The organism is Flavihumibacter profundi (genome assembly GCF_020076305.1).
Classification (GTDB): Bacteria; Bacteroidota; Bacteroidia; order Chitinophagales; family Chitinophagaceae; genus Flavihumibacter; species Flavihumibacter profundi.
Map to the genome: position 1 here is coordinate 1,064,511 of NZ_JAIQXE010000001.1, position 20,942 is coordinate 1,085,452.

A 20,942-nucleotide genomic window follows, 5' to 3' on the forward strand; every position below is an offset into this window, starting at 1 on the left:
TCAGCGCGACAAACTATTAACCATGGAACTGTTGGCTTTCGCATTGGCCCCGGGGATTGCGATAATGTGGTTCATATATTTGAAAGACAGATATGACCGGGAACCCCTGCTTGCCCTGGTGAAATCATTTTTCCTGGGTATGCTGGCTACCATTCCGGCAATAATATTACAACTTACCGGTAATTATTTCCTTAAGCAAATATTGCCTGTTTCAGGTTGGAATTATTATTTCTTTTTTTCTTTTTTTGTGGTAGCATTATCAGAAGAGTTTTGCAAGTTTGCCATGGTAAGGATGTATGCCTACCCCCGCCCTTTCTTTAATGAACCCTTCGATGGTATAATCTATGGGGTGATGGTGGCTATGGGATTTGCCACCCTTGAGAATATTGGCTATGTTATGCAAAACGGAATAGGAACGGCTTTTGCAAGAATGTTTTTATCGGTTCCGGCCCATGCAACATTTGGCGTTTTCATGGGATATTATATTGGTTTGGCCAGGTTTACCCATAACCGGAATTCTAATTTTTTAATACTACGGGGACTCCTTCTCGCTATATTATTTCATGGTCTTTTTGATTTATTCCTTTTTGCGCAGGCGGATGGGGAAATCACAAAACATATTTCATCAGGAGTCCTCTTTGGCAGTGCGGTATTTTCCTACCTTGTTGCTGTAAGGTTAGCCTGGCAAGCCATTAAAATGCACCAGGCCATATCAAAAAATAATTACCATTCCACTGAAAACCAAGTTTAATTTTTATGAGTGAAACGTTAGTCATAAGAAGTGCAGACCAGGATGATATTTCAACCATAGGTTACCTTGCCCACCAGGTTTGGCCGGTAACCTATAATGAAATCTTATCTTCAGAACAAATGGATTATATGCTGCGTTTATTTTATAGTCCGGGTTCCCTCGAACAACAGATTTCCGAATTCCAGCATCATTTTATTATTGCCGAAATTGATCTCGAAGAAGTAGGTTTCGCATCCTTCAACCAGGTGGATGAAGCAACCTGGAAACTACAGAAGCTGTATGTACTTCCTGAAGTTCAGGGTAAGGGAGTAGGCAAAGCATTAATGGACATGGTAGAAGAAGAAGTGCGGATCCACAATGGCGCGCACCTTATTTTGAATGTTAATAAATTCAATAAATCCATCCGTTTTTATGAAGCCATGGGCTTTACCATTGAAAAAGAAGAGGTTATCGATATCGGCAATGGTTTTATAATGGATGATTATGTCCTGGGGAAGGATGTTTAGTGGTGGTGGTTTTCCCGTCTTCCTGATTCCCTTTGTTGCGGAGGAAATGAAGAAGGTGGCCTGCTCCCGTTGCCCCGGTCCCGACCAGAACGGTCCCCAGGTTCGTACCCCCTTGAAGGTACTTCGCGGCCTGGCCATTCATTTCGTGTTTCTGGGCGGGTATTTGAATAGCCACGGTCATTCCTGTTGTCAATTTCTGTTGGCCTTCTGTAATCTGGCCGGCTCGAATAATACCTTTCCCGGTCCGGAGTTACTATATCCCTCCTTTGCTGGTAAATATTATTCCGGGAATAATATCCCGGAGATGGGTATCGGGGTCTTTCATTTACCCATACCTGGTTATTCCTGTAACCATAATAGCCACAATTATGGTAATATGGCGCACAATATGGTGGGCGGTACAATGATGGCCCCCACCATCCCATATTGAACCACCCTCCATAGAAATTAAAACCAAATGACCAGCCGGTCCAGGGTGTGTATTGCATATTAAAGCCCCAGGTAAATGGCCTGGGGTAATAATAATGCCTGTGCCACGGCCGGTAATAATAGCCGGTACCAAATACAATAGTGGGTCCATAAATAAAAGTATTCAGGTATCCCGGGGTATACCCTACATATATAAACTGGGGAGTCACATCATATATATAGACATATTTTACATTATAAACAGGGTAAGTCGGTGGAATCAGGTCTACCCCTTCAGGCCGGTATGAACTTGCTATCCAGGGGCCTGAGGGAGAAAATGACCGGAACCATATCCCATTATCAACAAGGAAATATTGTCCTTTATATCGAATTACGGTAGAAGCTGTATTTCGGGCATAAGCTAATTGGGTGCCGGAAATATTTTCAAATTCTGGGGTACCGTCATAATTTACTGAAGCCTTTGCTGAATTGCGGTTAACCTTTGCCGTTTGCGGTACCTGGGCATCCAGGATGGCATTTTTGGCGGCCGGAGTACCTGCAACGCTGGACAGCACATTATCCTTTGCTGATCCGGGTGGAATCCTTGAAAAATCCGGAGGCAATTTGTCGGCACTGATATGGGTCCAGTTGCCACTTAATGCCCTCGATGTGTACCACCTGCCAGCTAATAAAATATAATATTGTTGTGATTCTATGTCCATGAATATGTCGTTGGGTGAATTTTCAACATATAACAAATTGGTGTTTGTGATTGGGTTGAATGCAGCTTCTCCATCTGACTGGATTAATTCAGCCGGTTCCATGCTCACAATTATTTCTGAAACCGGCATATTGGCGGTATAATCCCCATCCTGAATAAATTGGGATTGATCTTTCCCAGTCGATTTGGGCAGGTTTTCTTCAATCCTGCTAAGGTTGGCCGGGATTTTATCTACATAATTGTAAGGTCCGGTTAACTGTTTGGCCCTGTACCAATGGCTGGCGCCATATAAATAATATTGCCCGTCATCATTTTTAATAAGTGTGCCTGGTGAATTGGCCAGTACTTCAACACCCCATGCTTCATTTTTTTGCCAGACAGGATCTCCGTCAATAAGTACAAGGATGGCAGGATGGTTGCGATAAATCACTTTGGGTGCCTTATTGGAAAAAGACTGGTCCAGGTTCTGTTTCTCCTGTTCCAATTTCAAATCGTTTTGAACCTGTTTTTTTGAAACGTGCAATTCCCGTTCAGGAATGGCTGATTCAATAGCTGCCTTAATATCCTTGCTATAAGATTCGCTGATATCAGCAGGAAAGCGGATATCCGTTACCGAAATTGAGGAAAGATCAAGATTATCGGACCCCGACCGGCTCCTGGTTTGCGCATTGGCCCAGACCATCCCGAACACTGGTTCTGAACTACCAGCCCTGGTTATTGAAATAGCAGACCGGAAAACCAATCGATCATTGGTGAATGAATTGGGTTGGGGCGAGTAAAGCTTTACCTGCTGTCCATTTTCCAGGGTAATGGTAGCCGGCCAGTCCTGCGCAAAGCTTCCTGCAAAAAATAGAAGAAATAGAATCAGGCAGGAAAAATGTCTATAAAAATTCCTCATACGATGGCGTTTAATAAACTATTCGTAAGAAGGATCCAAACCTCAAAGGTTTAACTGGCCTTTTGGCTTTAACTTGTTATTTGCATTTTCATGGCAGCATTTTTCATTTCGGCAGCCTGTTTATGCCCTAAATACCTCTCGATAAACCCATGAATCAGGTATATGATTGGTGTGCATAAAATTGCCACGGTAAATTTGTAGGTATATCCAACCAGGGCGATGGCAGTAACTTTCGGGAAAGAAAAACCCAATGAAAAATACAGGTAGATATAGGACACAACAACAGTATCAACTAACTGTGAAAAAAGGGTGGAAATAGTAGCCCTCATCCAGATATTTTTCTCGCCGGTAATTTGTTTGATTTTTTTGAAGATAATTGCATCGGTCAATTGTCCAACAAGAAAGGCAGTGAGTGATGCGAATATTATATTCATTCCCTGCCCGAGTATTTGTGTATAAGCCGCCTGCATATCAGGAACCCCTTTTGCAGTTTGTGATTCCCGCCACCATCCCGTAGCAGAAGTGTGGATGGAAAAATAAAAAACCACGAAAGCAAAGGCTATCAGGACTGCGGTCAGCACAGAAAGGAACCGTACCCCCCGCACTCCATAATATTCATTGATGATATCGGTCATAATAAACACAATAGGCCATGGTAACACTCCAACAGTCAGGTCGTAGGAAAGGCCCGATTCACCCAACAGGGTAAAACTTGCCTTAGTGAAACCAAAGGTTTCTTCCAGTGAAAAAATCTTAACTCCTATTATTTCTGCAATAATGGCATTTGCAATAAAAAATCCGCCAAGGAATATAAATAATCGGGTTGGCTTGTCTTTGATAATATTATGGATCATGATCTGGTATTACTTAAAGATAGCAATCCGGAAAAGAATACAATAATTACAAGCTGTAAACCAAAAACGCCTGCATTAAATGCCTGTAGAAAAATTCCGTATTGCTGCTCTCCCCTAAAATACAGATATAAATAATAAAGGTTCAGTACGCAATTCAGGATTGGTGAAATGATTAGTCCGGTTATCAGTATAAGCGATTCCATTAACGTACCCTGAAGAATTGGGTAAAATCGCATAACAATTGCAGTAATAAATGCCAGGTTAGCTATAAAAGCCAGCTTATTAAACAATGAAAAATTCATAACGGGTGTAAAAATCAGTTTATTTTGCCATCCAATGAGTACCATCAGCATAATAATTATTACCTATAACAGGCCTGAAGATGCCCTAGGCCTGTTGCAGGATATTGAAAAGCTGAATAATAAAGCCGGGCTGCTAAAAGAAGTAATCCTGCTGAATAACGCCTCCTCAAAGGATTACGGCAAGGTGCGTGATTTTGTTAAACAGCATCCGGATAGCTGGTTCAGGTACATTGATGCCACTTCCAACCTGGGAGTTTCCATGGGCCGGAATTATGCAGCAAGCCTGGCCACCGGCGACATTTTTGTTTTCCTGGATGATGATGTGGTTATTGAGAACCAGGATTTGCTTAACGCTTTTGCAAAGGCTTTTTCCCGGAATACGGGTATGGATAGACGATTAGGGACTATCAGTTGTAAGGTCAGGTATTATTCAAACCGTGAAGTACAGGTGAACGCCTTCCCCCATAAGCAATACAATGCATATAAGGACCTGCCCTGGTTTCTGACGGGTTATTATGTGGGTTGTGCACATGCTTTTTTGCGGGAGTGCTGGCTGGCAGCCGGCAATTACCCGGATGATTTCTTTTATGGCATGGAAGAATATGACCTAAGTTACCGGGTCCTGGAAGCAGGCTATGCAATAGGGTATGACGCGTCGGTTGAGGTTTTTCATAAGGAATCACCACATGGCAGGACGGCGAAATCTGAGAAACTGCAAATGATGTGGGTGAATAAATCCATCGTTGCCTGGCGGTATTTACCCCTTCTTTATTTTTTTACAACAACAATTGCCTGGTCTGCCTTTTACCTGGTAAAAAGCAGGTTTGCCCTGCCTGGATTATTTAAAGGCTGGATCAGGGTATTGGGAATTCCGTTCCAACAAGCCCGTAAACAGGTTCAACCAGGCACCCGGCAATATTTACGGCAGGTCAAAGCCAGGTTATGGTTCTGACCTGAACAGGTCTGGTAGCAAAATATGTATTATTTTGCCGGCCAAAACCGCAAACAGCCAATATGAAATCATCCTGGTTCAAAACTGCATTACCTCATATACTTGCCATTGCAGCATTCTTTTTTATTGCACTGATTTATTGCCAACCAGCTATCCAGGGAAAAGTATTGGAGCAGCACGATATTACCGGCTGGAAAGGTATGGCCCAGCAATCTTTTGAATTCAAGGAAAAATACGGGCACTTCCCTTTGTGGACGAATAGCATGTTTGGCGGTATGCCGGCTTATACTATCGCTTATGATGGTCCACCGGTGCAAACAATTTTCTTACAAAATGTTATCACGCTTGGCTTGCCTGTCCCTATCAGCTTTTTTTTCCTGGCCTGCATCGCCTTCTATTTTATGTGCCTGGTTTTCAGGGTTAATCCATATATAAGTGCAATGGCTGCTATTGCCTATGCATATGCCACTTTTGATCCGATCATTATTGCCGTTGGGCACAACACTCAGATGATGGCTATTGCCTACGCTCCTGCTGTGATTGGTTCACTGATTTTAATTTACCAGCGAAAATTCTTACCCGGGGCTGCTTTGCTGGCGCTATTCTTCGGATTACAGATCAGTACACAACACGTTCAGGTGGTTTATTACACCTGTATCATTATGGGCCTGGTAAGTATTGCCTGCTTTATAAATAGTTTGAAAGAAAAGGAATTACCGAAGGTATTACCGGCATTTGGTATTGCATTACTGGCCGCCCTGGTCGGCTTAGGCACTTATGCGGTTACATGGATGCCATTGCAGGAATACTCCCACGAAACTATGCGTGGTGGAAAATCAGAATTGACGGCAGCGGATAGTACTAATAAATCAAAAGGCGGACTGAATAAGGATTATGCATTCTTTTACGGCAGTTATGGTATTGCAGAAACCTTTTCAGTTTTTACGCCGGGTATCTATGGAGGTGGCAGTGCCGCGAAATCATTTAAGCCGGGCAAATCAGCCTTCGCAAATAAACTTACGGAGGCTGGTGTACCAGAGGAAAGTGCGATCCAGTTCGCCAATAGTTATGCTTATTGGGGTAACCAGCCAGGGCATGCAGGCCCTGTTTACTTCGGTGCAATTATTTGTTTCCTTTTTATCATGGCACTTGTCTTTATCAGGAGCTGGCACAAGTGGTGGATACTTTCCGCTGTTATCCTGGCTGTGTTCTTATCCTGGGGTAAAAACTTTTCAACGTTTAACTATTTCATTTTTGACTACCTGCCTTTATACAATAAATTCCGCGCGCCTTCCATGTCTTTGGTGATTCCCCAACTTTGTTTCCCTTTACTGGCTGCACTGGGTTTGCAGGAATTAGTAACCAGTAATTTAGCCAAAGAGGAAGCCTGGAAAAGGTTTAAAAAAGGCTTATATATAACCGGTGGTGTTTTTGCCTTGCTTATCGCTTTTTATTTTACTGCTGATTTTACCGGACCCAATGACGCGGCCTTGAAAGAACAGCTATCCGGAATGATGTTATCCGGCGCACAAGGCAATCCTACACCTCAATTGCAGCAGCAGGCTGCAAGTTTCAGCCAGTCAACAGTCCATAGCCTTCAGGATGATCGTAAGGATTTGTTCACCGGCGACCTTGTCAGGAGCTTCATACTGATCGCTATTGCTGCTTTACTGGTTGGCGCTTACCTGAAAGAAAAAATCAACCAGCAAATCCTATTGATTGGTTTACTGGTTGCCTGTTCATTCGACCTTTTAGGTGTTGCCTCCCGTTATCTTAATGCTGACAATTATGTTGATAAGGATATTGCTGAAACATCGTTCCAACCGACCGCTGCAGACCTTGAAATATTAAAGGACACGAATAAGCCATTCCGGGTTTTTGACCAGATCGATAACCAGGGCCCATTTAATGGTTCACGTGCTTCCTATTTTCACAATTCAGTAGGCGGTTATAGTCCGGCTAAACTTAGCTTGTACAATGACCTTATTGAAAAGCAATTGTCCAAAGGAAATATGCAGGTATTCAATATGCTGAATACAAGGTATTTTATAGGTTCTAATCCGGCCAACAACCAACCTGTTGCACAACTTAATGCAGCTGCATACGGCCCTGCCTGGCTGGTTAAATCGATAAAATTTGTAAAGAATGCAGACGAGGAAATGCAGGCACTCGACAGTACCAACCTGAAGGAAATAGCAGTTATCCAGCAGAAATACGCAGAAGTTGCTGGGCAGTCTCCTGCTTTTGATTCAACCGCTTCAATCCAATGGGTAGAAAACCTGAATGATAAAGTCACCTATAAAACTGCAGCAGCCAGCAACCAGTTCGCTGTATTTAGCGAGATCTATTATGATAAGGGATGGAATGCTTACGTAGACGGGCAATTGAAACCTTATGCAAAAGTAAATTATGTGTTAAGGGGAATGCCCGTTCCTGCAGGAAGCCATACTATTGAATTCAGGTTTGAACCATCATCGGTAGCAACCAGCAGGACGATTACTACAATTTGCGCAATACTGGTTTACCTTCTGTTATTGGTTGCCGGGTGGCAGGTATGGCAGCAAAGGAAAAAAGCCTGACAAGTAAGCCTTAGAGCAGCTTATAAAAATAAGGCCGATTCAGCAAAAGTCTTGGAGTAAGGCCCAGTAACCGGATCATATTAATAACGTATCCTTTCAGCATTGAAAATGGATACGTTTTTTTTGTGGTTAATTGCCCGATGAGGAAACCAAGAAAAAGCACAGGCACCTCAACCAGGTAAACCAATAAATGAAGGAGGAACCAGCCGGTTCCAAATTGCTTCCGTATCCGCAAAAAATTGGATACCAGTATCTGGAGACCTTTCCGGTCATAGAGGTTATAATATCCTTTCCCTGAAGATGCAAAACTCTGGTTGGCGGTTTCACCCTGCAGGTGCGTAACTTTAAGGTCGCCGTAAATACAGAGTTTACCGGCCTTCCTTAACCTGGCACACCATTCAATTTCTTCTGCATAGAGAAAGAAGTCTTCATCCAGTAATCCGGCATCCTGTATTGCTTTTTTCTTCACCATCAGGAAAGCGCCATTGATCCAATCTACTTCAACCAGGGTATTGCTATCAGGAACATTCGGCTTCTTCACTTTCAGTTTTTCGCCCAGCCACCTGAGAAGTTCACCTATAATTGGCAAGGGAAGCAGGTTGTTGAGTCCGCCTTTCATAAAGTAGTTTCCTGATATTTGCGGACTCCCATCAGCATTTAGCAACTGAACACCACAAGCTACATATTGGCTATCCCTGAATTTCTGGTAACACTGTTCGATAGCATGGTTTGGTGCCAGTGTATCTGGATTTAATAGTAATACGATTTCTGAAGATGACTGCTTTATCCCTTCATTGTTGGCCCTTGCAAAACCAGCATTATAGCCCATCTGGACCACCTTAACGCCTGGAAATGCCTTCAATATACCCTGCAGCCTGTTTTCGCCAGATGCATTGTCAACGATTATAATTTCAGCATCGATTGTAGTACCAGGTAAAAAGGAACTGAGCGCGTCAAAAATCAACTGCTCAGATTTATAATTGACTATTATAATGGATAGCGTCACTGATGATGGCTTAAAGTGGATTTGTTCTTCAGGTAAGAAACAAACATAAAGGATTTGGAAAGGATGCCAAACCTTAAAAGCAGTGAAGGTATTTTTGAAAGGTCTTTTACCATCCTTTTGATCACCAGGGGCCAGTCACCGGGAGCATATTGTTCCAATTGTTGATTTGACCGGATGTCCATATTGCGTAGTAATCGCCACCAGGCATCATACACCCATATATTTTTTAGCCGGAAGTCACCATGCTTGTCCAGGAGCCGCTTTCCTTCGGGAAGTTCAACATTTGGCTTATAAATACAGGATTGTGTTACCTGTGATTCACTGACACCAACATTTACCAGCACATCGTTAATATACTCATATCCATTCAACATATTTAACAACCGGACATAATATTCCATATCAACACGCCATTTCAGCGCTTCATCATATAGTTCAGTTATACTGCGGTGAACCATTATTACGCTTGGCGGACCAATCACATTATAAGCCAATAAGGTCATCGGTTCCCGTAAGATTTTCCGTGCCCAGGAATCGGGCAGGAATTTTTGTTCGACTGGTGTTTTACCGTCTTCAAAATGATTGGCGTAGGCCGAAAATATAAACTTCTTTCCCATTTTGGTATGGTCTGCGAAGATTTGCAGGCTATCCGGACTGGAAAACCAATCATCGTCGTGGATCAATTTAATCCATTCCCCCCTGCATTGCTTTATACCGGAATTCCAGTTTGCAGGTGTGCCGAGAGCCACTTCATTTTTTTTGTACCTGATGTTCAGGTGATGGTATTTATCAACCATCAACGCAACCGAATTATCCGGACTATCATCTGTAACAATGATTTCAAAGTCACGGAAAGTTTGCTGCTCAATACTGCGCAGTAACCTTTCAAGGTAATTTATCCGCTGGTAAGCGGGGATACAAATAGAAATTAAAGGCCTGGACATTGCTTAAATTGATTAATCTTATTCAAAGTGAATTTCCAGCATCCAGCTGTTAAATAAGTATTTGCCTAAACCCAATTGGTGTTTTTTCCACTTTGCAAATCTACAGTCCCGCTGCCAAATAAGCTTTGCCTATAAATTAATACCTTCACCAAAAAAGTTGAAACCATCAACTATTTATCTAATACGAAAAAGGGCTCTTGGGGATGTTTTATGGATTGAACCTCTGATACGGGAGTTAAGCAAGCAATATAAAAAGGTAATTGTATACACAAAATTTCAAGTCCTATTTGAAAATTACCCTGAACCTAATGTGGTCTTTAAGGAGAATCTTAACCTTTTCGAAAAAATGCTAATAACTGTCGAGCATTTTTTTCACATATCCCTGTTCACTATAAACCTGGATATGTCTTATGAAAAAGACCCTTTAAAACATGTATTAGCAGCATATTTTAATGCAGCCCGGTTACCATTAAAAAGGTATTACCCGAAACTTTACCTTTCAGATAAAGAGAAAAATTCAATAAACCGGCAAAAACCTTTTGCAATCATACATTTGAAAGCCAGTTCAGCTGCTAAGAACTTCCGGAATGCATTTGGGATAAACTGGGATTCTGTTATTGAACACCTCGAAAACACAGGCTTTGATATCGTGGAAATTGGGGATGCCCCTGGATTAATACCCCAATATTACCAGTCGACATCCATCAGGGAGATGATAGCCTTGATGTCAAAAGCTTCGCTGTTTATAGGCATTGATTCAGGCCCCAGCCATATTGCCGCTTCGCTGGAAATTCCCTCAATCGTATTTTTTGGGGCGGTAAATCCCGAATTCAGGCATTTTAAAGATCAATTCAAAGGCATTATTTTGCAGCAATTTTGTGAATATGCCGGCTGTTACCATACCAACCCAATTGCCTATAAAAGTCACTCCTGCAGGTTAGTGGGAGATTCAGGAATTCCCAAATGCTGCAATTTTACAACCATACAGGTTGTAGATACAATTAATGAACTTGTCGCTAAATATAATATTAAACATGCTTGAAAAACTACTTAATAAGGTTAAAAGAAAACTTGGCATTCCGATTATTTATCCTTCAGAAACATCCAAAGTCAGGCATTTAATTCTCCAGTACTGCAATGGCAAGGGCTGCGATATTGGGTTCGGGGGCGACAAAGTAAAAAAAGAGAACTGTATCGGGATTGACTATAGCCAGCCGTATGCCTACACAGGAAAGGATAAAGTGGATATTGCCTGTGATGTTATGAATGAAAAAATCCCGGTTGCAGATGACAGTTTTGACTATGTTTACACCAGCCACTTAATTGAGGATTTTGCAGATACGAAAATGGCACTTGTTGAATTCATCAGGATATTAAAATCTGGTGGCAACCTGATCCTGGTGTTCCCTGACCAGCCAAAATATGAACAATATTGTAAACTGACGGGGCAGCCATTAAACACACACCATATCCATAAAACAATGGGAAGCGAATTTATGCTTCAGCGATTAAATGAAATTACAGGTATCAATTATCAAGTGTTGTTTTTAAGTGATTGTGAAATAGATTATAATGTTATTCAAGTATTAAAAATTATAAAAAATGGGATCAATAAAGCGATTTAACCTGGGCAGGATCATAAAAGAATATAACTGCGATTATTTTTTTGAAACAGGTACCTGGAAGGGTGACGGAGTAGCATACGCCAATAAATTTCCATTTAAGAAAATTTACTCATCCGAAATCATTCCGGAAATCGCCCAAAGGGCACGTGCAAGATTCAGCGGCCTGGACAATATTGAAATCCTTGAAGGGAACAGTACAGATGTGTTTAAAGCCCACCTGCCAAACATAAAAGGGAATTGCATCTTTTGGCTGGACGCACATTTTCCGGGAGCTGAAGAAGGTATTAATAAATATAATGACTATGAAGATGAACAGGTCAAATTACCCCTTGAAGAAGAAATAAACCAGATTAAATCATTAAGGAAAGGTTATACCGATGTTATTTTGATTGACGACCTAAGGATTTATGAAACCGGTAATTTCGCATCAGGCAATATGCCTGAAGGTATTTTACCACCCAAAAGAAGAAATTCATTATTTGTAAATGAAGCTTTTGGTAAAACACACAAGATCATTAAATCATTCAGGGACGAAGGCTATATATTGGTTCTTGACAATGAAATTTTCACTAAAAATAATACAGGTATCAGGAAAACATTTTTTGACCTCAGGAATAAACTGTTTAAGCAAATCTATTAGTGAAATGGCCGATTGCCCTGCATATTTTTAAAGACTATTATTTTTATTACAGACGATCATGTTAAAAAAATTATTACAATCGATACTCAAAAAGCGGGGCATATACCTGGTTAAGCCACCCACCGTTAAAGGCAACCTGAAGTTCAGGCAAAATGAATTTCAATATGATATTGTGATCCCTTCAGCCAATTATGCACCCTGGCTCGGGGATGAAGAATTTATGAAAATCTACCAGCAAATCAAGGAAAATACCTTGGTAGATATTTATCGCTGTTACGAATTATGGGAACTGGCAGGAAATATTTACCATGTAAACAACCATGCAGGTTTTTTGGAGGTCGGTGTCTGGAGGGGCGGTACTGCAGCTATTGTTGGCCGGAAATTGGAATTATTAAATTCGAAAGCTGATTTTTACATCGCTGATACTTTTACCGGCGTTGCAAAGGCTTCGAAAAAAGATGGATTTTATAGCGGTGGAGAACATGCGGATACATCCCAGGAAATTGTGGAAAACCTTTTGTCAAACGTATACAGGAACTACAAAATAATAAAAGGAATATTCCCGGAAGATTCTGCACACCTGGTTAAGCCTGGATCCATATTTGGCTTTTGTCACATTGATGTAGATGTTTACGATTCAGCAAACGATATCGTTAACTGGATTTGGGATAAAATGATTGTTGGCGGCGTCATTGTTTTCGATGATTATGCTTTTCATTCCTGTGATGGAGTTACAAGATATGTAAACGAACAAAAAAACAAACCTGACAGGATCATCGTCCATAACCTGAACGGCCATGCAATTATGGTAAAAGTGAAATGAGCAGTTAATTTACCGCAATAAATTAACTATCCCCTTTTTGTCTATCAACCCACAGCCGGACTGTCCCCTGACAATGTAAACATAAGTACCATTGGGCTGTTTAATGCCCTTAAAAGTACCATCCCAGCAAACATCCGGGCGTTCAGTTGTAAAAACCTGCTGACCAAACCTGTTGAATATTATCATGGAATAATTTGTTACAGCACCCCATGATTTAGGACCAAAGCACTCATTCTTTCCATCGTTATTTGGTGTGAAAGCATTCGGAAGCTGTAAGGATGTATTTGGATTACCTCCTTTGAAAATCAAAATGCTATCCATGCCTGTACCGCAGGAATTCAATGCCGTTGCTATATATGTCCCCGATTGAGTTATAGTCCTTACCTGGTCAGTAGAACCATCCAGCCAACCTGAGAAAAATCCATCATTCACTTTCACCTGGACACTTACAGGCTGACCCTCACAAATAGTTATATCCCGCCCAAGGTCCACTATAGGAATATTCCGGGATAAAACTTTTATGGTATCTGCTGCTACGCATCCATTATTAGTCACTGATACTGAATAATCCCCGGGCCCGGCAATCTGTATCACTTTACCATCGTCACCTGTATTCCACCGGTAATTTTCTCCATAAATACCGGCATCAAGCATAATTGTTTTCCCTTTACAAATAAATGTATCAATGCCCAGGTTTACAGGCGTTGCATTTTTTACAACAATATCAATGGAATCTTTTGAAATACAACCTTTACTTGTAACCTGTAAAACATAGTTTCCGGATGATGTAACAGGAATAGTATTGCTGCTATTACCATTGCTCCACAAATATGAATCAGCACCCGGCGGACCATTTAACCTGAAATTGGTATTAGCACAAATACTGGTATCAGTTCCCAGTGAAAATGATAGCACAGGTAATTCTGACAGCTGGATAGTATCTTTTGCGGCACATCCGAACTTCGTTAAAACATCAACCCAGTATTTACCCGCACCCTTAACAGTAATAAGGCTTGTTTTTTCACCTGTGGACCAGGTAATAACTTTATAATTACTATCGAGTGTATTCAATTGCAATAAACTGTTTTTGCAAATACTGGTATCATTTCCCAAAACAGTTGCCGGAGGCGCAACAACTGTTATTTGTTTACAAAAAGTTCCCTGGTTAGGCAGGCCTTCATTTGCAAACAAATTAACCGTGTACTTGCCCGGCTGGGCATAGCTAAATGCTGGAGGGGTAAATGCATTTGAGGATTGTATAGATGAATTATTACATCCGGCAAACCTGATCCTTGAAATTGTATTGTTGCGGACATTGGTTACAAAACAAAACAGGTCAGTCCCAATCCTGAATATTTTAGAAATCGAATGCGGAAAATCAAAACCTCCGATATTCCCAAATGAAGTAGCTTCCGGAACAACATTGAGGTCGTTGTGAAAATCAAGTTTTACCAGGTCATTGGTGCCGGGCATCCCATTAACGGAAAATCCAACTGTTTCACCGCAGGTTCTAAGGATAGTAATGTCCCTTGGATGCTTTAATATATTCCCTGGATTACCCAGGTTAACACCGGTTGGCGTATTTAACAATGAACTGCCAAAATCCAGCCTCGATAAAGAAAAATTGCCACTCGTTGTTGTATTATTGCCTGCATTGGTAATGAATACTTTCCAGTTTCCATTATCATTAATGGGAAAAATACTGGTCGGATATTCCAACCCCCCAATATTGCCCAGGTTTGTAGCTGTTGGAATATTATCAAAGGAGTTTGTAAAATTGAACCTGGTGATGGTATTGTTTTCCGCATTTACGGTTAATCCATACCAATTTCCCCCGTCCTGGAAAACGTTCAAATCAATTGGCTGTAATAAATTCCCTATGTTACCCCAATCAACAGTTAAAGGATTCACATTTTCAATATTAGCCCCGAATTCAATTTTAACTATCCTGGGTGAATATCCTACAGGCGGATATCCGGCTACCATAATACCATACCATTTACCTTCATTAAATACTACCTGTATGCATTCTGCCCCATCTCCCGGAGGTATTACGCCATTAAGGTTGGTGATATTCACAGGTGTTGGCGTATTTAATAAACTGTTCCCGAAATCTAACCGCAAAATATTCCCGCCACGGTAATTGGTCACAAAGGCATAGTATTTGCCATTATCAAAAACGTAATCCATAAATACAGGCCAATCCAGGTAACCGCCCGGATTACCCAAATTCGTTGCTGTTGGTACAGAATTCAAATCCCCGGAACAAAAGCTCCAGTAACTGGTAGCTACATTGGAGGACGTATTTACAATATTAATTGGGGTATTTACACAAACTGTATCGGGTGCGGTAAAGGAAACCACAGATTGTTCTCCCAATATGCTAAGTGATGGATTGTTTGCTGTTTTATTTTGCGCAAAAATGTTCGTGGTAAAAAGACAAAAGCAAATAAATAATATAAAATAGGGAATAACTAACTTGCCGGATTGCATTAATTAAGGGATTAGAAAGGTGGCAGCGAAAAGAAGGAATTATTCTGAAAAAAACAAGTGAATTAAATATATTTTGCATTAAAATCTCCAGCTTGCAGCCACTATAACCTGTAAAACGGATATTATAGAACAAAATTACAATGGCGACGATACAAACAAAAAGCATCCAATCCACCGCTATGATCATGATTGGGTTTACTATTGGTGCCATCAATATGCTTGTCCTATCCCCGAAAATCCTTACAACTGAACAACTGGGACTGACCCGTATTATTGCAGATGCCGGCCTTACCCTTGCTACGCTATGCACATTGGGAAGCCTACCGGTGATCTATAAGTTCTTTCCGTTTTATAAGTCCTATTTGAATAAAGACCAAGTAGACCTGCCCTTTGTAACAGGAATGATTTGCCTTGCCGGACTATTAATAATGAGTTTTACAGGTTGGTTAGCAAGGGATATTATCGTTCGCAAATTCAGTGAAAAATCACCCTTATTTGTCGAATACAGCTACCTGGTTTATCCTTACTGCTTTTTTATGCTATGCTTTATGTGGCTTGAAAGCTTTGCTATCTCCCTTCACAAAGGCGTATTATCAAATAGCCTCCGGGAATTATTGCCCCGGGTATTCTTCACCTTACTGTTGGTTATTGTAGGTTTTAAAACTATCAGTGAAAAAGAGTTCTACCACTTGTTTTCTGTTTCATATTTTCTACCGGTTGCTATCTTATTTTTAATCCTGAGGAAAACCCGCCAGTTTCAATTCGTTCCGCAATTGAGTTCGGTGACCACCCGGCTCAGTGGCAAGATGACTAACTTTGGATTGTTCGTCTTCGGCGCGCAGTTCTTAAACCTGCTCTCCAGGACCGTCGATACTTTCATCCTATCGGCCAAGGGTGACCGCGGATTAACAGATACTGCCATATTCACCATTGCCACCTATATTGTAACACTGCTGGAAGTGCCGCAACGCAGCATGAACTCCGTAACCATACCCGTGCTGGCCGAAGCCTGGAAAAACAAAGATCTTGCACATATCCAAAGGATCTACCAAAAAAGTGTAACCAATTTATTAGTTGTTGGCCTGGTTATGTTCGGATTGATCTGGTTAAACTTGCACAATATTGGCAGCTTCCTGGGAAAAAACTTTTCCGGTATTGAAGCAGTTATCCTGTTTATGGGTGTTGGAAAACTGATTGACCTGGGCACTGGCGCCAACAGCCAGATTATCGGCACATCCAACTTCTGGAAAGTTGATTTTACCACAAATGTGATCTACACTATAGTGGCGCTTCCCATGAACTACTTCCTGATTTCACGATATGGATTGATGGGCGCTGCCTATTCCACCCTGATTTCATTGACTTTTTATAATGCTATGCGCTTTGGGTTTTTATGGTTCAAATTTGGCATGCAACCTTATACTATGAAAGACCTTTGGGCCGTCATCATTGCTGTTGTTGCTATTTTCCTGGCCAATATCCTGCCTTTGCAACCAAATATCTTTTTTGATTGTTTTGTACGCACATCCCTTTTTTGCATAATTATTTTACCCGGCCTCTATTTCATGAAGATTTCATCCCAAATAAATGACTGGGTTGAAAAAACTGTCTGGGACAAATGGGTAAAAAGAAAATAATCTTATCACCATTGGTATTTGCGCAAATAACTTAAATAAAGATCAAGTCCGGCTTTATTTTCTGGTGATAATGCGTATTCAATATTCTTCCTGTAATACTCGTCCAGATCATAATAGGGATAGGGATATTCTTTAATAACTTCCTCCAGCCTGTCTAGACCATACTGGTTCATTGCATTGAAATCCTGTTCGAATTTTTCAGGGAGTTTTTTATTGCTAATCCATGCAGCATACACAAATGGTAACCCGGTAAAATCTTTCCAGGCTTGCCCGAGATCATAGATATAGGCTGTTTTACCTCTTTGCTCCAAAGCCCTGTCCCCAATCAGCACTATGGCAGCAGTGCCACCGACCTGCAAACTGAAATCTTCACCAAAATCCTTCACCAATGGATCAACTTTCCAGTATTCTTTCAACAATATCCTGGCAAGCCTTACCGAAGTGCGACTCTGGTAATCCATATACACTTCTGTTATTTCTTCTACCGGCACCTCACTATACAGGCAAACAGATGCTACAGGACCGTTTGAGCAAATCCCATAACCTGATACAATATGGTACTCTTTCAATTTTGGTATAATTGCTACCGGCACCAACCCGATATCAATCTCATCATTCAAAAGTTTTTGGGCAATATTGGCCGGGTAATCCAACACAAGTTCAATGTCATCTTTCATTAAACCCTTCTCCAGTCCATATATCAACGGCTTTGTATTTAAATAACTCACCGCCCCTACTCTGATTTTTCTGTCCACTCGCTTTGATTTAATTTCGCAAATGTACAGGACATTCCAGATTGGAAACGCTTATTAAATAAACATGGAACTTCAAGCACTTACTGCCATCTCCCCTATTGACGGCCGCTACCGTAATCAATTGCATCAGTTAGATGAGTATTTTTCTGAATATGCTTTGATGAAATACAGGGTGATCGTAGAAATCGAATACTTCTTGTTCCTTGCTGATAACCGTTTATTTAAACTGCCCGTCAAAGCCAGGAATTTCCTGAAACAGGCAGCTGCCGATTTTAGTCCGGCTGATGCACTTCATATTAAGGAGACAGAGAAAATCACCAACCACGATGTTAAAGCGGTCGAATATTTCATAAAGGAAAAGCTCGACCAGTGCGGCATCGGGCAGTTAAAGGAATGGGTGCACTTCGGGTTAACTTCCCAGGATATCAACAATACTTCCATTCCCCTGTCCTGGAAACAGGCCATCGAATTTGAATACCTCCCGGCTTTACTCAACCTGAATAATGAATTTAAAATCCTGGCCCATAGCTGGCGGAATATAACACTACTCGCCAGGACACATGGACAACCAGCCAGCCCGACACGCCTTGGCAAAGAAATCATGGTATTTGTGGAAAGGATTGAAAACCAGGTAGAGCAATTCATTAATGTGCCCTTCAGTGCAAAATTTGGTGGGGCGACAGGAAATTTCAATGCCCATTTTGTTGCGTTCCCCAAAAAGAACTGGCCTGTATTGGGCGATCAGTTCGTTGCCTCAATAGGCCTGCAAAGACAGCAGTTTACTACGCAGATTGAACACTACGATAACCTGGCTGCGCATTTTGATGCAATGAAAAGGATCAATACCATCCTGGTGGATTTCTGCCGCGATATCTGGACTTATATTTCCATGGATTACTTCAAGCAGAAAACAAAAAAAGGGGAAATAGGCTCTTCGGCTATGCCACATAAAGTAAACCCGATTGATTTTGAAAACGCAGAAGGCAACCTGGGTATCGCCAATGCCCTGTTGGAGCACTTATCGGGTAAACTACCGGTCAGCAGGCTGCAACGTGACCTCACTGATTCAACGGTTCTCCGCAATATTGGGGTGCCTTTCGCCCATATCATCCTGGCCTTCCGTTCTATTGAAAAGGGCCTTGGTAAACTGGTGCTTAATGAAAGAAAAATCGCTGACGACCTTGAAAATAACTGGGCCGTTGTTGCAGAAGCCATACAGACTATCCTCCGCAGGGAAAATTATCCCAAACCTTATGAAGCTTTAAAAGACCTTACCCGCGGCAAAAACGCTATCGACAAAAAGACCATCCAGACTTTTATCAGGAGCCTTAAAGTCAGTCCTGCAATAAAAAAGGAGTTATTAAACATAACCCCTTCAAATTATTATGGTATCTCTCCGGATTACTGATCCGCTTTATGGATTTCAGAAGTGAAATGGAATTCTATATCCGGGTTGTTGTTCCGTTCGGTATTCAGGAACCATTCACTTTGTGCCAGGTAAACCACATGCCCGTCTTTATCTTCCGCAATATTGGACGATTTAAAACGGGTGAAATCCTGCAGCTTCTTTTCATCTTTACTGGTTAACCAGCAAGCCTTGTAATATGGCTGGGCCTTGAATTCCACGGAAGCACCATATTCCTGTAACAGGCGGTACTGGATAACTTCAAATTGCAGTTCACCTACGCAACCAATAATCTTTTTATTGCCACCAAACTGGGTAAACAACTGGGCAACCCCTTCATCGGTTAATTGCAGCAATCCTTTCTCCAGCTGCTTGGTTTTCATCGGGTCTTTGTTCACCACTTCCTTGAATATTTCCGGGGAGAAAGAAGGAATGCCGGTAAAATAAAAATCTTCGCCTTCAGTAAGCGTATCGCCAATTTTAAAATTCCCGGTATCGAATAAACCAACAACATCCCCAGGGTACGCCTCTTCAATTACATCCTTGCTCCGGGCCAGGAAACTATAGGGATTGCTGAACCTAACGTCTTTATCCAACCGAACATGATGAAAATACTTATTGCGTTCAAATTTACCGGAACAAACCCTAAGGAAGGCGATCCGGTCGCGGTGTTTGGGGTCGAGGTTAGCATGTATCTTAAATATGAACCCGCTGAACCTGTCTTCTTCCACATCCACCTTTCTTTTGCTGGTTTCCCGGCTCCTGGGGGTTGGGGCAATCCTTATAAAAGTGTCCAGCATTTCCTTTACGCCGAAATTATTAACGGCACTCCCGAAAAATACCGGCGCCACTTTCCCTGCAAGGTAATCTGCAACATGGAGTTCCCCGTGTACGCCATCAACCAATTCCACGTCTTCCCGCAGGATGGCCGCATCGCGCTCCCCTAGTTTTTCATCCAGTAAGGGATCCGAAAGGTCGCTGATGTGCAGCACATCGTCCTCCTCTGCCTTGGTACTGGCTGCAAAAAGTCGCAGGCTCTTATTATCAAGATTATAGACCCCTTTAAAGTCCTTTCCGCTGTTAATTGGCCAGGTCATTGGGTGTAAATGGATACTGAGCTCTTTTTCCACCTCTTCTATCAGGTCGAAGCGGTTTTTACCATCCCGGTCCATTTTATTCACAAATACAATAACCGGGGTGTCGCGCATCCGGCAGACTTCCATCAGCCTGCGGGTCTGTTCCTCTACCCCGTTTACGCTGTCAATAACCAGTATTACACTGTCAACAGCTGTAAGGGTCCGGTAAGTATCTTCGGCAAAATCCTTGTGACCAGGGGTATCCAAAAGGTTAATAAGGATGCCCTTATATTCAAATGTCATTACTGAGGTAGCCACGGAAATACCCCTCTGGCGCTCGATTTCCATGAAATCAGACGTAGCATGCTTCTTGATCTTATTGCTTTTTACAGCTCCCGCGGTCTGGATGGCACCTCCGAATAAGAGCAATTTCTCGGTCAGGGTCGTTTTACCGGCATCGGGGTGGGAAATAATCGCAAAACTTCGGCGTCGTTCTATTTCGGAATGGTATTTCATAACGGGCGCAAAGGTAATACATGGCAAGGGATCATGTATTATATTTGAAAA

The 20,942-nt window shown here is 41.7% G+C and carries 17 protein-coding genes; 10 read left to right on the forward strand and 7 right to left on the reverse strand.

The annotated features are described in order from the left end of the window. The first annotated feature begins 22 nt into the window (after window positions 1–22). The gene (locus LAQ65_RS04495) at window positions 23–751 is read left to right on the forward strand and encodes a PrsW family intramembrane metalloprotease (protein ID WP_224115743.1); all 729 of its coding nucleotides are present in this window, start codon (window positions 23–25) and stop codon (window positions 749–751) included. Window positions 752–756: 5 nt separating this feature from the next. Then, on the forward strand, window positions 757–1,257 hold the full coding sequence (locus tag LAQ65_RS04500; RefSeq protein WP_224115744.1) for a GNAT family N-acetyltransferase: 501 nt from the start codon (window positions 757–759) through the stop codon (window positions 1,255–1,257). Here LAQ65_RS04500 and LAQ65_RS04505 read toward each other — a convergent pair. Together LAQ65_RS04505 and LAQ65_RS04510 are read right to left on the reverse strand one after the other, a co-directional pair. Beyond that, on the reverse strand, window positions 1,254–3,284 hold the full coding sequence (locus tag LAQ65_RS04505) for a hypothetical protein (protein WP_224115745.1): 2,031 nt from the start codon (window positions 3,282–3,284) through the stop codon (window positions 1,254–1,256). The genes LAQ65_RS04500 and LAQ65_RS04505 overlap by 4 nt on opposite strands. A gap of 68 nt (window positions 3,285–3,352) precedes the next feature. Next, window positions 3,353–4,138, reverse strand: a complete 786-nt coding sequence (locus tag LAQ65_RS04510; RefSeq protein ID WP_224115746.1) for a queuosine precursor transporter — start codon at window positions 4,136–4,138, stop codon at window positions 3,353–3,355. A gap of 336 nt (window positions 4,139–4,474) precedes the next feature. Here LAQ65_RS04510 and LAQ65_RS04515 point away from each other — a divergent pair, with 336 nt between their 5' ends. Both LAQ65_RS04515 and LAQ65_RS04520 read left to right on the forward strand, forming a co-directional pair. Further along, window positions 4,475–5,392 (forward strand): glycosyltransferase family 2 protein, encoded by a 918-nt coding sequence (locus tag LAQ65_RS04515; RefSeq protein ID WP_224115747.1) that lies wholly within the window; start codon window positions 4,475–4,477, stop codon window positions 5,390–5,392. Window positions 5,393–5,454: 62 nt separating this feature from the next. Further along, entirely contained in the window at window positions 5,455–7,971 is a 2,517-nt protein-coding gene (locus LAQ65_RS04520; protein ID WP_224115748.1) for a YfhO family protein, read from the forward strand. Window positions 7,972–7,981: 10 nt separating this feature from the next. Here LAQ65_RS04520 and LAQ65_RS04525 read toward each other — a convergent pair whose 3' ends face one another. Both LAQ65_RS04525 and LAQ65_RS04530 read right to left on the reverse strand, forming a co-directional pair. After that, a complete protein-coding gene (locus LAQ65_RS04525) occupies window positions 7,982–8,977 on the reverse strand; it encodes a glycosyltransferase family 2 protein (protein ID WP_224115749.1) in 996 nt (331 codons plus the stop codon). Next, complete coding sequence (locus LAQ65_RS04530) at window positions 8,974–9,921, reverse strand: glycosyltransferase family 2 protein (protein WP_224115750.1); 948 nt, start codon at window positions 9,919–9,921, stop codon at window positions 8,974–8,976. The genes LAQ65_RS04525 and LAQ65_RS04530 overlap by 4 nt, the downstream gene beginning before the upstream one ends. Before the next feature lie 346 nt (window positions 9,922–10,267). On the opposite strand from LAQ65_RS04530, the gene LAQ65_RS04535 reads away from it, so the two are divergent. The 4 genes from LAQ65_RS04535 to LAQ65_RS04550 are packed head-to-tail and all read left to right on the forward strand — an operon-like array spanning window position 10,268 to window position 13,009. After that, the gene (locus LAQ65_RS04535; RefSeq protein WP_224115751.1) at window positions 10,268–10,963 is read left to right on the forward strand and encodes a glycosyltransferase family 9 protein; all 696 of its coding nucleotides are present in this window, start codon (window positions 10,268–10,270) and stop codon (window positions 10,961–10,963) included. Continuing rightward, window positions 10,956–11,546 (forward strand): class I SAM-dependent methyltransferase, encoded by a 591-nt coding sequence (locus LAQ65_RS04540; protein ID WP_224115752.1) that lies wholly within the window; start codon window positions 10,956–10,958, stop codon window positions 11,544–11,546. Before LAQ65_RS04535 ends, LAQ65_RS04540 begins: the two co-directional genes overlap by 8 nt. Continuing rightward, window positions 11,524–12,186, forward strand: coding sequence for a hypothetical protein (locus LAQ65_RS04545; RefSeq protein WP_224115753.1), 663 nt, complete (start codon window positions 11,524–11,526; stop codon window positions 12,184–12,186). The genes LAQ65_RS04540 and LAQ65_RS04545 overlap by 23 nt, the downstream gene beginning before the upstream one ends. Before the next feature lie 58 nt (window positions 12,187–12,244). Further along, window positions 12,245–13,009 carry a TylF/MycF/NovP-related O-methyltransferase gene (locus tag LAQ65_RS04550; protein WP_224115754.1) on the forward strand — a complete coding sequence of 255 codons (765 nt, stop codon included), beginning with the start codon at window positions 12,245–12,247 and terminating at the stop codon, window positions 13,007–13,009. A gap of 9 nt (window positions 13,010–13,018) precedes the next feature. On the opposite strand, the gene LAQ65_RS04555 is transcribed toward LAQ65_RS04550, so the two are convergent. After that, window positions 13,019–15,388, reverse strand: coding sequence for a T9SS type B sorting domain-containing protein (locus tag LAQ65_RS04555; RefSeq protein ID WP_224115755.1), 2,370 nt, complete (start codon window positions 15,386–15,388; stop codon window positions 13,019–13,021). A gap of 254 nt (window positions 15,389–15,642) precedes the next feature. On the opposite strand from LAQ65_RS04555, the gene LAQ65_RS04560 reads away from it, so the two are divergent. Continuing rightward, window positions 15,643–17,139 (forward strand): polysaccharide biosynthesis C-terminal domain-containing protein, encoded by a 1,497-nt coding sequence (locus LAQ65_RS04560; protein WP_224115756.1) that lies wholly within the window; start codon window positions 15,643–15,645, stop codon window positions 17,137–17,139. Between the two features lie 5 nt (window positions 17,140–17,144). Here the strand turns inward: LAQ65_RS04560 and LAQ65_RS04565 are convergent, their stop codons facing one another. Continuing rightward, entirely contained in the window at window positions 17,145–17,894 is a 750-nt protein-coding gene (locus tag LAQ65_RS04565) for a menaquinone biosynthetic enzyme MqnA/MqnD family protein (RefSeq protein ID WP_224115757.1), read from the reverse strand. 64 nt (window positions 17,895–17,958) lie between these two features. On the opposite strand from LAQ65_RS04565, the gene purB reads away from it, so the two are divergent. After that, entirely contained in the window at window positions 17,959–19,302 is a 1,344-nt protein-coding gene (gene purB, locus LAQ65_RS04570) for an adenylosuccinate lyase (protein ID WP_224115758.1), read from the forward strand. On the opposite strand, the gene LAQ65_RS04575 is transcribed toward purB, so the two are convergent. Next, on the reverse strand, window positions 19,296–20,891 hold the full coding sequence (locus LAQ65_RS04575) for a peptide chain release factor 3 (RefSeq protein WP_224115759.1): 1,596 nt from the start codon (window positions 20,889–20,891) through the stop codon (window positions 19,296–19,298). The two genes, purB and LAQ65_RS04575, sit on opposite strands and share 7 nt — an antisense overlap. Between the last annotated feature and the right edge of the window lie 51 nt (window positions 20,892–20,942).

Bases quoted from the DNA above. Each gene is read 5' to 3' on its own strand.
- LAQ65_RS04550 (WP_224115754.1), top strand. From the start codon at position 12,245: ATGTTAAAAAAATTATTACAATCGATACTCAAAAAGCGGGGCATATAC.
- LAQ65_RS04535 (WP_224115751.1), top strand. From the start codon at position 10,268: ATGCTAATAACTGTCGAGCATTTTTTTCACATATCCCTGTTCACTATA.
- LAQ65_RS04530 (WP_224115750.1), bottom strand. From the start codon at position 9,921: ATGTCCAGGCCTTTAATTTCTATTTGTATCCCCGCTTACCAGCGGATA.
- purB (WP_224115758.1), top strand. From the start codon at position 17,959: ATGGAACTTCAAGCACTTACTGCCATCTCCCCTATTGACGGCCGCTAC.
- LAQ65_RS04575 (WP_224115759.1), bottom strand. From the start codon at position 20,891: ATGAAATACCATTCCGAAATAGAACGACGCCGAAGTTTTGCGATTATT.
- LAQ65_RS04510 (WP_224115746.1), bottom strand. From the start codon at position 4,138: ATGATCCATAATATTATCAAAGACAAGCCAACCCGATTATTTATATTC.
- LAQ65_RS04540 (WP_224115752.1), top strand. From the start codon at position 10,956: ATGCTTGAAAAACTACTTAATAAGGTTAAAAGAAAACTTGGCATTCCG.
- LAQ65_RS04500 (WP_224115744.1), top strand. From the start codon at position 757: ATGAGTGAAACGTTAGTCATAAGAAGTGCAGACCAGGATGATATTTCA.
- LAQ65_RS04545 (WP_224115753.1), top strand. From the start codon at position 11,524: ATGGGATCAATAAAGCGATTTAACCTGGGCAGGATCATAAAAGAATAT.
- LAQ65_RS04560 (WP_224115756.1), top strand. From the start codon at position 15,643: ATGGCGACGATACAAACAAAAAGCATCCAATCCACCGCTATGATCATG.
- LAQ65_RS04495 (WP_224115743.1), top strand. From the start codon at position 23: ATGGAACTGTTGGCTTTCGCATTGGCCCCGGGGATTGCGATAATGTGG.
- LAQ65_RS04505 (WP_224115745.1), bottom strand. From the start codon at position 3,284: ATGAGGAATTTTTATAGACATTTTTCCTGCCTGATTCTATTTCTTCTA.
- LAQ65_RS04520 (WP_224115748.1), top strand. From the start codon at position 5,455: ATGAAATCATCCTGGTTCAAAACTGCATTACCTCATATACTTGCCATT.
- LAQ65_RS04515 (WP_224115747.1), top strand. From the start codon at position 4,475: ATGAGTACCATCAGCATAATAATTATTACCTATAACAGGCCTGAAGAT.